General features: G+C 57.0%; 13 protein-coding genes. 6 read left to right on the top strand and 7 right to left on the bottom strand.

The features are described from left to right. Nucleotides 1–40: 40 nt before the first annotated feature. The 3 genes from VN577_23405 to VN577_23415 all read right to left on the bottom strand — a co-directional run bounded on the left by VN577_23405 (nucleotide 41) and on the right by VN577_23415 (nucleotide 2556). The gene (locus VN577_23405; protein HWR17796.1) at nucleotides 41–1303 is read right to left on the bottom strand and encodes an amidohydrolase family protein; all 1263 of its coding nucleotides are present in this window, start codon (nucleotides 1301–1303) and stop codon (nucleotides 41–43) included. A gap of 106 nt (nucleotides 1304–1409) precedes the next feature. Then, nucleotides 1410–2246 (bottom strand): hypothetical protein, encoded by an 837-nt coding sequence (locus VN577_23410; GenBank protein ID HWR17797.1) that lies wholly within the window; start codon nucleotides 2244–2246, stop codon nucleotides 1410–1412. Between the two features lie 154 nt (nucleotides 2247–2400). Next, the gene (locus VN577_23415) at nucleotides 2401–2556 is read right to left on the bottom strand and encodes a hypothetical protein (protein HWR17798.1); all 156 of its coding nucleotides are present in this window, start codon (nucleotides 2554–2556) and stop codon (nucleotides 2401–2403) included. A gap of 576 nt (nucleotides 2557–3132) precedes the next feature. On the opposite strand from VN577_23415, the gene VN577_23420 reads away from it, so the two are divergent. Continuing rightward, nucleotides 3133–3408 carry a hypothetical protein gene (locus VN577_23420; protein ID HWR17799.1) on the top strand — a complete coding sequence of 92 codons (276 nt, stop codon included), beginning with the start codon at nucleotides 3133–3135 and terminating at the stop codon, nucleotides 3406–3408. Nucleotides 3409–3428: 20 nt separating this feature from the next. Here VN577_23420 and VN577_23425 read toward each other — a convergent pair whose 3' ends face one another. From VN577_23425 to VN577_23435, 3 genes are read right to left on the bottom strand one after another with little or no spacing between them, the layout of a single operon-like run. After that, entirely contained in the window at nucleotides 3429–4094 is a 666-nt protein-coding gene (locus VN577_23425) for a hypothetical protein (protein HWR17800.1), read from the bottom strand. A 1-nt stretch (nucleotide 4095) separates the two neighbouring features. After that, on the bottom strand, nucleotides 4096–5145 hold the full coding sequence (locus VN577_23430; protein HWR17801.1) for an EamA family transporter: 1050 nt from the start codon (nucleotides 5143–5145) through the stop codon (nucleotides 4096–4098). Nucleotides 5146–5151: 6 nt separating this feature from the next. Continuing rightward, nucleotides 5152–5571 carry a hypothetical protein gene (locus tag VN577_23435; protein HWR17802.1) on the bottom strand — a complete coding sequence of 140 codons (420 nt, stop codon included), beginning with the start codon at nucleotides 5569–5571 and terminating at the stop codon, nucleotides 5152–5154. Between the two features lie 358 nt (nucleotides 5572–5929). On the opposite strand from VN577_23435, the gene VN577_23440 reads away from it, so the two are divergent. From VN577_23440 to VN577_23450, 3 genes are all read left to right on the top strand, one after another. Then, nucleotides 5930–7324, top strand: coding sequence for an acetyl ornithine aminotransferase family protein (locus tag VN577_23440; protein ID HWR17803.1), 1395 nt, complete (start codon nucleotides 5930–5932; stop codon nucleotides 7322–7324). Nucleotides 7325–7435: 111 nt separating this feature from the next. Further along, complete coding sequence (locus VN577_23445; protein HWR17804.1) at nucleotides 7436–10183, top strand: phosphoenolpyruvate carboxylase; 2748 nt, start codon at nucleotides 7436–7438, stop codon at nucleotides 10181–10183. Between the two features lie 91 nt (nucleotides 10184–10274). Then, nucleotides 10275–11636, top strand: a complete 1362-nt coding sequence (locus VN577_23450; GenBank protein HWR17805.1) for a Xaa-Pro peptidase family protein — start codon at nucleotides 10275–10277, stop codon at nucleotides 11634–11636. A 19-nt stretch (nucleotides 11637–11655) separates the two neighbouring features. Here VN577_23450 and VN577_23455 read toward each other — a convergent pair whose 3' ends face one another. After that, a complete protein-coding gene (locus VN577_23455) occupies nucleotides 11656–12522 on the bottom strand; it encodes a TlpA disulfide reductase family protein (GenBank protein ID HWR17806.1) in 867 nt (288 codons plus the stop codon). 83 nt (nucleotides 12523–12605) lie between these two features. Here VN577_23455 and VN577_23460 point away from each other — a divergent pair, with 83 nt between their 5' ends. After that, nucleotides 12606–13061: a YraN family protein gene (locus VN577_23460; protein ID HWR17807.1), complete on the top strand. Its 456-nt coding sequence runs from the start codon at nucleotides 12606–12608 to the stop codon at nucleotides 13059–13061. 33 nt (nucleotides 13062–13094) lie between these two features. Continuing rightward, nucleotides 13095–14129 carry a galactose-1-phosphate uridylyltransferase gene (gene galT / locus VN577_23465; protein HWR17808.1) on the top strand — a complete coding sequence of 345 codons (1035 nt, stop codon included), beginning with the start codon at nucleotides 13095–13097 and terminating at the stop codon, nucleotides 14127–14129. Nucleotides 14130–14140 lie beyond the last annotated feature (11 nt).

Consider the following 14140-nt stretch of genomic DNA (forward strand, 5'->3'; position numbering starts at 1 on the left):
CCTCTCATGGCTAACTTCGGTGGACTACTCGAAATCATCCTCAAGGCTTTTTGAATACCTGTCCACCCTTCATGACGAAGCTCACCTTCTGCAGTGCGGCGATGTCGTTCAGGGGATCACCTGGGACCGCAACAATGTCAGCCAACTTTCCGGCTTCAATCGTCCCTACTTGATCCTGCATGCCCATCAATTCCGAAGCGACCGTCGTTGCCGAGCGGATTGCCTGTAGCGGCGTCATGCCATACTTCACCATCAGCGGGAACTCGATCGCCGGATTGATCTTCCAATCGAAGCCGCCGGCATCGGTACCGAAGGCGATCTTCACACCTGAATCGAGGGCTCGCTTGAACGTATCGGCATGGATCTTCACCATGTCGAGCCACACCTTCGCTCCTGCCTTCGCTCGGCCCTCCGCCACATATTCTCCGACGTACAGCGTCGGCACGTAGTAGATCCCCTTCGCCACCATCGCCTTCAAGTCCTCCGGCGCGATGTACTGCCCGTGCTCAATGGTGTCCACGCCCGCCTCAACTGAGTTATGAACGCCTCGAAGTGCCGATGCATGCGAAGACACCTTCCGGCGTTGCCGATGGGTTTCGTCCACGATGGCCCGGAGTTCCTCCATAGTGAAGGTAGGAACGTCGTCCAGCACTCCATCCGGCCGCAGGAAGTAGCTGCGGTCGGAGTAGACCTTGATCCAGTCAGCGCCGTAGCTGATCTGCTCGCGAACCGCCTTGCGGGCTTCATCCGGCCCATCCACCACCTGCACTCCATGCGGAACCTGGATATCGGGCGAGTAGCCCAGGAGCGGATACGCTCCGGTTACGTTCAGCGAACGCGTCGCTACCTGCATCCGTGGGCCGGGTATGAAACCCTGATTGATGGCCTTTTTGATGTCCACGTCCGCGTACATCGCACCTTCGGTTTCCAGGTCCCGGATGGTGGTAAATCCGTACTCGAGCGCTCGCCGTGCTGCCACGGTGCCCAGAATCGTTCGATACGCCTGCGACCACTTCAGGAGTTGGACGTCATAATCTTCGGCCGTGATGTCGCCCTGAAGTAGAACGTGGGTGTGCGCATCGATCAACCCGGGAAGGCAGGTGAGATTGCCAAGTTCGACGACGCTGGCTCCCTTTGGGGCAGAGGCGCCGACCGAGGCGATCTTCTCCCCGTCCACGGCGATGTAGGCATTTCGCTGATACTGCCCCGATTTGACGTCGAGAACCGAGCCACAGTGCAGGACGGTTTGGGCCGCGGCAGATGCCAGGAGTGTCAGAAGGACTGAGGCAACGCGGATGAACATGATCTGCTCCGGTGAAGATTTTGCAAGCGGAGCAGTTTAACGCAAAGCACGGTCGCGGTGCAGGCGCACACCGGCGCCATTCGGATGTTCCAGGTAGAAAAAAGGATTAGCGGTGTTTGAACTCGCTGGTGATGTGCGTGGCGCGCTTGGTCAGGACTTTCTCAACCGTATCGACCACGTTTGGCAGGAACGCTGCGCCACCATTGCCGTTCGCTGCGGCAGTGAGGGCATAGTTCCAGGACTCCGGCTGTTCCAACACCGAGGCGCTGCGGCGTTCCGGTTCCGGCCGGTACATGTAAACCAGCCAGAGACTGACAGCCGCCAGGTACGCAAACTGGTTCAAGGTGTTGAGCACGTTGCCACTAGTAACGCCGGTAAAGAGCGAACGCAATGTGACCACTGAAAGGTGGCTTCCGGCTGTAAGGCCGAAGCCGATGGCAATTCCAAACACCCGATGGGCATCCGTCAGGCCAAGCTGGCGGGAGAACATGTACAGGAACACCACCAGTCCGCATTGCATCAAGCTGACGCTGCGATCAATGGTAAGGATAAAGCTGGTTATCGGGTTGTTCGTACCAGGCGATGAACTCAGCGCCATCACCGAGCCGATCATCAGCAGTACCAGCGAAGACCACCGGAAAAGGGTGCTGCCGAAGGTCCGAAGCTGCTCGTAGGGCCGGAAAACGTGCCGGAAGACCTCGTGCAGGACCGAGAAGCCCAGCGCTGTAATGATGGCCGCACTGGTCCAATAACAATAGTAATAGGCCTTATAGGAGATGAAGTTCAGAACGAAATTCAGAATATCGGCAGCCGTAAGGGCCACCAGATAAGCAGTAAAAATAGGGTAGTCGCGGTTCAGCTTCTTCTTGAAAACAAAGGCCACTAGGACCAGTGACACGATCCAGGAGGCCGTCCAGAAGCTAAGCATTAAGGCACGTATCATAGGCTGGTCCGCGACGACGCTATTTTAGGGTGCAAGAATGCGCCGACTTGCGGAGAATACCTACTTACGTGCCCTATCGCAAGACAAATTTCATCCCAGTACTAGTACCAGGGTAATGTTCTATATCCGGTTCATAACCGGCCCCCCCCGATAACTAGGGGATCAATTGGCAGTGCGGCGTGCCAGGATCGCACCACGGAATCGGCGAGGCATTCGGTGATACCGGTTGTACGTTCTTGGGGGCGACTGCTGCTGACAGGATGCCTGCGGTGACGAGGGTTAATACCGTAGCGCGCAATAGATTCTTCACGATTCTCTCTCCTGAGTTCGGTACTTTTTCTGTACTTTTCGGGCCTTTTTGGCCGTTTTTGTTGTTTTAAATTGGGTAGTCTACAGGTATGAACCGAGTTCCAAATCGGAACGCGGAGCAAATGCCACAGAACCTGTCAAACTACTTTGGCCGGAAGTCTAAACCAAAGTAATGTGAACGTGAAGTATCAGGAAAAAATTTTTCCAAACTTCGAAATTCACCAGACTTCCATGTCCAGGTTCATTACAGGCTATTTCGGCTAAAAACACGAAGAAAAACGAAGTTAAAGGGAATAAAACCGTAGGAAAAATTTCCCGTTTTGGAATCGGGAATAACCGGGAATAGAGGACTACTCGTCCTGAGAAAGTAGGCTTCCGAGGGTAGGTTTGTGTTTTTCCGTAGCGCGCTTCGTGCGGGGAACCTCTCGTTTCGTCGGAGGCGGGGATCCGATAACGTTCCGGGCCGCTGATTTCACCGCTTTTTCCGCCGTGAATACCTTTTTTCTACCCTTCTTTTTCGCCATCGGGCTATGCTCCTAACTTGGCTAGATTAAAATCGAACTGGAGCGAATCGGCAATGGAAGAGCGCGATTTCTACGACGAGAAGCCGGAAACACGGAAAACCAATCTCATCTGTCCCCACTGCCGGCAGGAAGCCGAGTACGAGCTGGGATGGATGGTTCGTCGCAAAAAGAAGCAGCTTCCCGGGCGTGCCGATGAGCGCGATCGCGCCAAGTTCGCAAAAGCGCGTTCCTACATGGTGCGGAAAGACGACCTGGTTGCCTGTAAGAATGTTCGCTGCCGCAAGCGTTTTGAAGTCAGCGGAGTGCAGTCCGTCGCTTTTCTGGAGTAGTTCTCGAAAGCCGCAGGTTTTTAACTACATAGAACGGCGTTCATAAACTGGCCGAGTTTCGCTTCATCGAGCTTACTGTTCATCCTTACTCCGCTACAGATGTCCAGTCCGAAAGGTGCCACGTCGCGTACCGCTTGCGCGACGTTTTGTGCATTCAGTCCACCTGCCAGAAACATCGGTACGTTGATTGCCTCGCGGATACGCCGGCTTAGCGTCCAGTCGTGAACGCGGCCGGTGCCCCCGAGTTCTTTCACCTTCAGATTAGGATTGCCGGAATCCAGCAGGATCGCATTCACGCTCTCGCTTGCCTCTACGGCTTCCTGAACCGACTCTTCTCCCGTTACATGCACCACTTGCACCAGCGCGATACCGGGCAGTGCACGGCGAAGTTCGCCATGAACCCTGGCCGAGACTCGATCGACAAGCTGAATAGTGTTTACGCCGGTCCGACGCTGCTGCTCGACAATGACGTCAGTCTCTGTTGCACACGTAAGCAGGAACGTAGCGATCCCGGGTGGCACGCGTGCGGCGATGTCGGTGATCAGCTCTTCATCAATAACGCCGGGCCCGCTCGGCATTTTCGAAACCAGCCCGAGTGCGCTCGCCCCATAGCGAATTGCGAGTTCGGCTTCTTCCACGCTGCTGATGCAGCAGATCTTCACGCGTGGTTTATGAGTGCCGTGCATGTTAATCTGCGCTCGCTTCGCAGGCAGGCAGGGTTTCTTCTGCGCGGCCAGCGCGGCGTTTCACTTTAGATTGGGTCACCAGCGCCACGGAGATCACCACGATCGCCGTTCCCGCCAGGATGTATGCGTCCACGCGTTCGTGAAGAACAATCCATCCCAGGAACACCGCCACCACAGGATTCACGTATGCGTACGTTGCCACCTTCGACATCGACACATTCTGCAGCAACCAGATATATGCGCTGAATCCAACCCACGAGCCGAAGACAATCAGGTAGGCCACAGCTCCAATTGCCTGTGGTGTCCAGTGTGCGTCTTTGAACTCTCCGAATGCGGCTCCGATGCCAAGGTTCACCAGTCCCGCGATGGTCATCTGCCATCCGCTCGCGGAGAACGGGTCAATCTCTTTCTGCCACCGCTTCGACAGTGCCGAGCCAATCGACCAGCAAAGCGATCCCAACATCAGGACGCTCGCGGCGTAAAACTGCTTGCGCCCGAGAGTCGTGGTGGACATTAGCTTGGGCCACAGGAGAACGCCGATGCCGACGATCCCAAGCGCCAGACCGATGTAGCCTTTTCCGCCTGGTCGGTCTCCGCGAAACGCGAAGCTGTCCACTACGAGGAACCACAGCGGAGTAATCGCAACGATGAGTGCTGCCAGTCCTGTGGGTACGACGACCTCCGCCCATGCCAGCAGGGAATTCGCCAGGCTCAGCAGCAGTACGCCAATCAAACTAAGCTTTGCAAGTTGCGGAAGAGTGACGCGAATGCCGCGATTAGTCCGCCAGCAGTAAAGCAGCATGACTGCGCCGGCAATCACGAAGCGAACGCCGGTCATCACGTATGGCGGCACGTACTTCACCGCGATCCCGATGCCGAGATACGTGGAGCCCCAGAACACATAAACCAGGGCGAACGCGAGCAGTACTCGCCAACGATGCTGTTCGGACTGCGTCATGAAATCGAAGTTGGAACAATAGCAGAATAGATGGGCCAGAATCGGTGACGGATGCAGAGAAGTTAATGCGAGCGGGCGAATTCGCCCGCTCATGTGTGTTTATGCGGCTTCCGAGTATTCCTGCGCGCGTGCTTGTTCGCTGTCGAAATCGGTAATTCCAATCACCAATGCTTCATTCAACGCTTGAAGCCGGAAGGGAAGTGCAGCGGATTCGTTGCTGAAGCCGAGCAGGTTCGGTAATCCGGCGGCAGCCAGCGCTTGCAGCACATCGCCTTTACCGTGCGTGCGGAAACTCAGCTTTTTCAGTCCACCGGGATAATCCGTCAGTATCGACATGCCCATCACCATCAATCCGTTAATCAACGCCGTTGCAGCCGCGCGACGATGTCGTCCCCAGAAGAAGCTGGCCATGATCATGAAAGCGGCAGTCGTCAGATGGTCAAGAACGGCATGCGTTGCCGGATCAACGAACTTCGGCATACGTTGTGTCTGGTCGAGTACTCGGTCGAGTGGGTCCATTGGAAATCTCTCCTGTTTGAAGTCCTGATAACAAGATGCCGCCGCTAATCATTGGTCTGCCTGCGAAGCGGCTACACGGAACTCGACTCAGGGGGTTACGGCATCTCAGGAGTCGGGCTATAATCAATAGTGATGAAGCTGATGGCCACATTCCGCACTGGTTTACAGGCGGCGCCGCCTTGCAGGCTGCGGTTGATCGTGAGCTATCCTCGCGTGGGCCTGAAGTTTATCCCCTCCAAGCAGCGCCCCAATCTGTTCGGCTGCGACTAAGTCCCCCTCCTGATTTGCGCGTTGTTCCTGCTCATTGAGCACCGATTCTCGCGCGTATGCGCCCCAGCAGAAGAACAGGAGAAAGTCCATGCCGACCACCATCACTCAAGCCGGTCCCAACATTCGCACCGCACTCCCCGGACCGAACGCCAAGCGCGTGCTCGCGGGAGACGAGAAGTACATTTCGCCGTCATACACCCGTTCCTATCCGCTCGTTGCCAAGCGTGGCCGCGGCGTAATGATTGAAGACGTTGACGGAAACGAGTTCCTCGATTTCGCCGCTGGCATCGCCGTGTGTTCCACCGGGCATTGCCATCCGGAAGTCGTTGCCGCCATCCAGAAGCAGTCGGCGGAACTCATCCACATGTCCGGCACCGACTTCTATTACGAGAACATGGTCACCCTCGCCGAGCGCCTGTCGAAGCTGGCGCCGATGAAGGGACCTCACCGCTTCTACTACGGGAACTCCGGTGCCGAAGCCATTGAAGCTGCGATCAAGATGGCGCGTTATCACACCAAGCGGCCGAATATCATCGCCTTTTACGGCGCGTTTCACGGACGCACCATGGGAGCGCTCTCGCTCACCGCTTCCAAGCCGCAGCAGAAGCGCCGGTTTGCTCCGTTCATGCCGGGCGTACACCATGTGCGCTATCCCGATGTCTATCGCGGATGCGTCGGCGGCACGCAGGAAGCGGAGAAGTTCGCTCTCGGCTGTGCGCGCTTCATCGAAGAAAAGGTCTTAACAACCGTGTTGCCGCCGGAAGAAGTCGCTGCGATCTTCGTCGAGCCCATCCAGGGCGAAGGCGGATACGTAGTTGCACCAACCATCTTCATGCAGGAACTGCGGAAAATCTGCGACAAGCACGGCATCCTGCTCGTGTGCGACGAAGTTCAGTCCGGCTGCGGACGCACCGGCAAGATGTGGGCCGTCCAGCACACTGGTGTCGAGCCCGACATGATCACCATCGCGAAGGGCATCGCCTCCGGCATGCCGCTTAGCGTCCTGATGGCGAAAGCCGAGATCATGGACTGGGTGCCCGGATCGCACGCTTCCACATTCGGCGGAAATCCCGTAGCCATCGCTTCCGCACTCGCCACGCTCGACGTTCTTGAGCGCGAAGGTATCCAGAACGCAGCCGAAGTCGGCAGCTACATCATGGCGCGCGTTGCGGAGTGGCCGAAGAAACACGAACTGGTTGGCGACGTCCGCGGCCGCGGCCTCATGATTGGAATCGATCTCGTGAAAGACAAGCAGACGAAAGCGTATGCTGGTCCGGAGCGTGATCGCGTCACCGAATTGGCGTTCGAGCGCGGACTGCTGATCCTGGGCGCAGGCCCCTCGGCTGTCCGTATTTGCCCGCCACTTATCGTCACCAAAGAACAAGCCGACATCGCTCTCGACATCCTCGAAGAGTGCATCGGCATTGTCGAGAAAGAGCACCACGGGACTCGCAGCAAAGCTGGCCAGCCCGTAGGCGCATAGCACTGCCCCTTTTACCCAGCAGTACAGGAGCACGAACCGCCCGGTCACAAGCCGGGCGTTCGTGTCTTTAGGGAGCGCACATTTACCATAGGTTGGGTGGGGCAAGCTTCAATGTCGACGGAACCTCTCTGGAAGCCTGAACAGCAATCGGTGCGGTTGCTGGAACTGATCAGCAACGACCCTGAGCTCAAGCTCGCGCCTTTGCGACGCGATGTGCGCTCGCTTGGCGTGCTGCTCGGCCGCGTGTTAAAGGAGCAGGAGGGAGACGAGCTTTTCACCAAGGTTGAGCGCCTGCGCGAATTGTTCACCCGCCAGCGCGAAGAAGCACAGCCCGGTGCGACCCGAGAGAAACTCACCGGAGAAGCTCGCGAACTCATCGCGCAACTCAATCTCGCCGAAGCTCACAAAATTACCAAAGCATTCGCCATCTACTTCGAACTCACCAACCTCGCGGAAACCAACCACCGCAAGCGCCGCCGTCGGGCCAGCATGCTCGAGACGCAACACTCGCCCATGCCCGGTTCGTTTCGTGGAACCTTGCGGCGCCTGAAAGATGCGGGAGTCTGGTTCGGGCAGGCGATGGAACTTCTCCACCGCGTCCACATCACGCCGGTCTTCACCGCCCACCCAACGGAAGTTGCTAGAAGAACCGTCCTCAAGGCTCGCGGCCGCATCGCGCACGAACTCCAGAAACTCGACTCGCTCCCGCTCACCGAAAGCTACGCCGCCGAACGTGAACTCGCCATCGCTGGCGAAATCACCGCGCTCTGGCAGACCGACGAAGTTCGCCGCAAGCAGCCCTCCGTTGCGGACGAAATTCGCATGGGTCTCGACTACTACCAGATCTCGATCTTGAACACCATTCCGCGTCTCTACCAGGAGATCGCGACCTCGTTCCGAGATGTCTATGGCGTCGACGTTGATCCCGGCGACCTTCCGACCATCTTCACTTTCGGATCCTGGATCGGTGGCGATCGTGATGGCAATCCTCACGTGACCTCAGGCTGCACCGCCGAAGCGCTGTCGATGGCGAGAAATCTCATCCTCGACTTCTATCTCTCGCAACTCGACTCGCTTTATCCGCGGATGAGCATTTCGGTTCTCCAGACTCCGATCTCAACGGCCCTCGCAGATTCTCTACTGCGGTACGAGCAGAACATCACCGCAATTGAGCTCGATCGCTTGCGTTATCCCGAGGCCGAAAAGTACCGCCGTTTTCTGGCATACATCCATTGGCGACTCCATCACAGCCGGTACAATCCAGACCACAACGACGCATACCGCGAGCACCACGAATTTCTTGAAGACCTGCATCTCATCTACGAAAGCCTTGCCGCCAATGGTGCGCAGCGGCTCGCATCACGGGTTCTTGACCCGCTCATGCGCCAGATTGAGACCTTCGGATTTCATCTCCACACGCTCGACATTCGCCAGCACGCGCGCATACACAGACAGGCGATAGAAGAAGTCGGCTCGACGCTGGGCAGCTTCGAGTCCCTTTCCGATACATCGCATGAGGTCCTCGAAACGCTGCGCGTCGTCTCCGAACTGAAGACGAAGTTCCCACCTGAGGCCATACGTCAATACGTCATCAGCGGTGCGCGCTCCGAGCAGGATGTGCTCGATGTCATTCGTCTTGCGCGAATTGCCGGCGCGAAGGCCGAAGGCTCAACCGACACCGATCCCGGCATCATGCCGGTCCCGTTATTCGAATCCATTGAAGACCTGCGCACCTGTCCCGACATCTGCAAACGGCTGTGGACCTCGGCCGAGTATTCCGTCCTGCTCGACTCCTGGGGCCGTCGCCAGGAGATCATGCTCGGCTATTCCGACTCCAATAAAGATGGCGGCATGTTTACCAGTACGTGGGAGATCTACAAGGCCCACCGTGCACTGCATCAGGTGGCGACTGAGTGCCGCGTACGCCTCCGTCTCTTCCACGGGCGTGGCGGTACCGTCGGACGCGGCGGCGGACCTACGCATTCCATGATCATCGCCCAGCCGCCCGGTGCATTCACCGGGGAAATACGCATCACCGAGCAGGGCGAAGTCATGAGTTGGAAGTACTCGGACATGGTTCTCTCCGAGTGGAATCTTGAACTCATGGCAGCGGCGTCGATCGAGGCGCTCTCGCCTCTGCGCAACTCCGAGATGCCTCGCCACGAAGCATGGGACGCCGCGATGGAAGTGATGTCGGAAATCGCGTTTCAGTTCTATCGGGAGAACATCGCTGAAAATCCCGACACCATCCCGTACTTTGAGCAGGCGACGCCCGTGAATGAACTTGAGCACGCGCGGATCGCATCACGGCCCACTCGTCGCAAGACCAGCCACAGCCTCGATGATCTCCGCGCCATTCCTTGGGTCTTCGGATGGATGCAGAGCCGCAATGGACTTCCGGCCTGGTTCGGAGTCGGTTATGCGCTGGAGAAGTTCGCATTGGCCAACGACGCCAATCCGGCCTTGCTGCTCGAGATGATGCAGAAGTTCCCGCTCTTTCACGTCATGATTCGCAACATCGAAATCGGTATGGCAAAGGCCGACTTCAGCATCGCGCGCCTGTACGCCGAGCTTGTCGAAGACCGTGACCTGCGTGATCGCGTCTTCGCCATGCTCACCGAAGAATTCGACCGCACGCTGCGCATGGTGCTGCAAGTGACGGGACAACAGCGCTTGCTGGAAACGAACCCGGTGCTCGAGCGCTCGATTCGCCTCCGTAATCCTTACGTAGATCCCATGAGTCTGGTGCAGGTTGAGTTGTTGCGCCGCAAGCGCGCGGGCGACACCAGCGATGACTTGAACTACGCCTTGGCAGCCACGATCAACGGGATCGCCGCCGGATTGCACAACACCGGTTAATGAAATCGCGGTGTTAGTCTCGGAAATTTGCTAACTATCGTTTTCCCTTCTACACTCGCTCCGCCATCTTTCAACAAATTTTGGAGGAATCGTGCGACGTTTGCTCGCTGTCTTCTTGCTCTTGATATCCAGTTCCGCTGCCTTTGCGCAATTCACTGACTTGCAGGCCATGAACGAACTCGGAGGCCCGCAGGAGTTCGCCCGTCGCCGCGCGGAACTCGGCAAACAGTTGAAGACCGGTTACACGCTGCTCTGGGCGCGCATCAATGAACCGGAACAGTTGACCTACCGCGAAGACAACGACTTCTACTACTTCACGGGTTTGCAGGACCCCGGCGCCATTCTGCTGATGAACAACGAGACTGGCCATAGCATTCTGTTTGAGCCGATCCAGGCCGCTCGGGAAATCAGCCTCAGTGGCCCCAATCTTCTGGGATTACCGGAAGCACAACGTAAGGCGTACGGTTATTCCCAAATATTTCCGCTGCACGATTTCGAAAGCATCATGGGCGGAATGTTCGGCGACCCAGCGGCGCGCGAACTGTGGGTACGTGCAGGCTTCCCTGATGAAGTCGATGGCGCGCGCACAGAAACTGCCGGAGATTATGCGAAACAGTATTCGCATCCGCTTGGCGATCCAACGCCGGGTGATCGTTCCGCACTGAAGAAACTAGCCGAGCGTTTTCCTGGACTTCAACTCAGAGACTTCACTGGCATCGTCGACGAAATGCGGAATATCAAAACGCCGCAGGAGATCGCTATCCTTCGCAAGAATGGAAAAATCAGTGCCGAAGCTCTGCGTCGAGCCATGGCGAAAGCAAAACCGGGCATGTTCGAGTATCAGGTCGAAGCCGAGGCCCGGTACTGGATGACCATGAACGGTGCACAAGGTGTCGCCTATCCTGCGATCGTTGGCTCCGGCGCGAACTCAAATCGTTGGCACTACTTCGAAAACCGTAAGCAGATGCAGCCCAACGAAATCGTCGTCTTCGATTTCGGCGCCGATCTCCATCACCTGGCCATGGACATCACGCGCACTTTCAGCGTGAGCGGAAAGTTCACTCCCGAACAAGCGAAGTGGTACCAGGTTGGACTCGCCGCACAAAAAGCCATCATTGCCATGTTGAAGCCGGGCAACACGTATGAAGATGCGAGTGCTGCCGGTCGGAAAGTATTTGAGCAGGCCGGGCTCGAGAGTGGCTATTTCGGATCCCGTTTTCCCGGACATTTCGTCGGCTTGTCTACCCACGACGTGAAGCGTCCGGTAGGCCCGGTGAAGAAAGGGCAGGTCGTCACCATCGAACCCATCATCGACTTCCCCGACAAGCAACTCCACATCCGCATCGAAGATACGGTGTTGATCACCGACGGCGAGGCGGAAATCTTGAGTGTCGGGATTCCCAAGGAAATGGCCGAAGTGGAGCGCCTCGTGGGAAGCGAGGCCTCGAAGTAAAGGAAGGGAAGAAGGGGTGCTACTGCACCCCGGCCTTGGCGAGCATTCTTTTGAACTGGTCGCGCGTGCGCATATCGATCGCTTGTGCGACCAGTTTTCCTTGCCGGTCATAAACGAACGTCTTCGGAATTCCGTCGATCTGGAATGCGTCGTTTACTTTGCGTCCGTTGTCCAGCAGGATCGGATACGTCAGCTTCCGCTTCTCGACGAACGGAACAATCTTTGCCCTATCTTCATCGGTAATTGCCAGCACAACCAAACCCTTGTCTTTGTGCTGTTCATAAAGTGCCTGCATATCCGGAAGTTCCTTGTTGCACGGCGGACACCAGGTCGCCCAGAAGTTCACCACCACAACTTTCCCCTTCAGCGCCTTCAGACTCCACGTTTTGCCTTCCAGGTCCGTTAGCGTGAAGTCGAGATTCGCGCGAACCTCGTCGGCCTTTTCGAGCCTGGCCATTGCCGCCGCGTACTGCGGAACTTGAAGGTCGGTGTGCACGCCTTCGTACCTCACCAACTGCGCCAGCGCCGTATAGGAATAGGAAGGCTCGCCATCCTTATCGGGCTGCGGTGTTTCACGCAGCGCGCCGGCCAGCGTGTTTGCCACCTCCTGCAGAGTCTCCATCCCGAAATCGCCTTCCGTCGAAAGAGAAGCGAGGTTGGTTGCCAGCATCACCTTGTTTTCCCCGGCAGCAAGTGCGCGCACCTCGCGCGCCAGGGCCCTCGTCACGCCGCCACGAACTTCATCAGACGTCTTCCGCAACGTGCGCATCTTTTCCACGATCGGTCGTTCCTGGTCCGACCAGGAAATCTCTCTTTTCTGCGCCGCCGCGAATGCGGAAAGCACGCAGACAACCAGCAATGAGCGAACCACTATGGCGCGAAGCATGATGGCAGTTTACCTCCGGGACACAACGGCTTCAGGTTTGCACATCACAGCGGTTTGGTCACAACTACGTTAGATTGCACCTCGTGAAGGGCAGATTCACACGCGCTGTTTTGCGGCTCCTGGACGCGTTTTTCCGGCTCGAGAACGGGAAATCGCATCCTGCCGAAAAACCAGCGCATCTGGTTACTGGACAGCTTGGGGAAGAAGCGGCCTACTTCTTTTTACGTGAACAGGGATATGTCGTCGTAGCTCGTAACTTCCGCTCTCCGCGTCATCGGGGTGAGATCGATCTGATCGCGTGGGACGGAAAAGAGCTCTGTTTCGTGGAAGTGAAGACAAGAAGCAGGCACTCGTTCGTCCCGGCCGAAGCTGCGGTAGATGCTCCAAAACAGGCCACGCTGCGAGCCACCGCACGGACCTACCTGCGAAAGTTGAAAGAGGTTCCGCCTGTGCGTTTCGACGTAGTCAGTCTCTACCGCAACACCGAATCCGGGACACCTGAGTTCACCCTATTCAAAGACGCCTTCCCAATGTCGTAATATGCAATAAGGACAGAGCGAGAGGACCCTTCATTGCCAGAATTAAGAAAAGACCCCATCGTCGGACGCTGGGTGATTATTTCCACCGATCGGGCCAAGCGCCCGACGGATTTCGTGCGCGAAGATGTACAGAACAAGGGCGGATTTTGCCCATTTTGCTATGGAAACGAATCGAAGACACCTCCGGAAGTCTTAGCCTACCGGCCTAGTCAGAACGGCGGACCGCCGGCCCAGAAAGATACTCCCGGATGGACCGTCCGCGTGGTTCCCAATAAGTTCCCCGCGCTGGGTATCGAGGGAAACCTCAACCGGCAGGCCGACGGCATGTTCGACAAAATGAATGGCCTCGGCGCGCATGAGGTCATCATCGAGACGCCGGACCATAACGCTACCCTCGAGCAATTACCCGAGAAGCGGATCGAGGACGTGCTCTGGGCGTTTCGCGACCGCATCGTCGACCTGAAGAAGGACCGGCGTTTCAAGTACGTCCTTATTTTCAAGAACCATGGCGAAACCGCCGGTGCATCCCTTGAGCACAGTCACTCACAGCTGATCGCCCTGCCAATTCTCCCCAAGCAGGTCGTCGAGGAACTGGAAGGCGCCAAGCAGTACTACATCTACAAGGAGCGCTGTGTCTTCTGCGACATCATCCGGCAGGAGATTGACAACGGTATTCGTGTCGTCGACGAGAACGCCGACTTCGTCACCATCGCGCCGTTCGCTCCCCGATTCCCGTTTGAGACCTGGATCCTTCCGAAGCAGCACGAATCCGGATTCGAGAATTCATCGTCGGGCGTGTACGAGAATCTCGCTCGTGCCATCAAGACTTTGCTCAACAAGGCCGATCTCGTTCTCGATAATCCTGCGTACAACATGGTGTTTCACACCTCGCCGCTGCAGGACGCTCAGAACGATCACTACCATTGGCACGTCGAGTTCATGCCGAAGTTGACCAAGACCGCGGGCTTCGAGTGGGGAACCGGTTTCTATATCAACCCGACTCCTCCGGAAGAGGCCGCCCGTTTCCTTCGTGAAGCGAACGTTGAAATTCCCATTGGCACTCGGTAATCCGATTTAGT

The sequence above is a fragment of the Terriglobales bacterium genome (genome assembly GCA_035561515.1).
Lineage (GTDB): Bacteria > Acidobacteriota > Terriglobia > Terriglobales > Acidobacteriaceae > DATMXP01.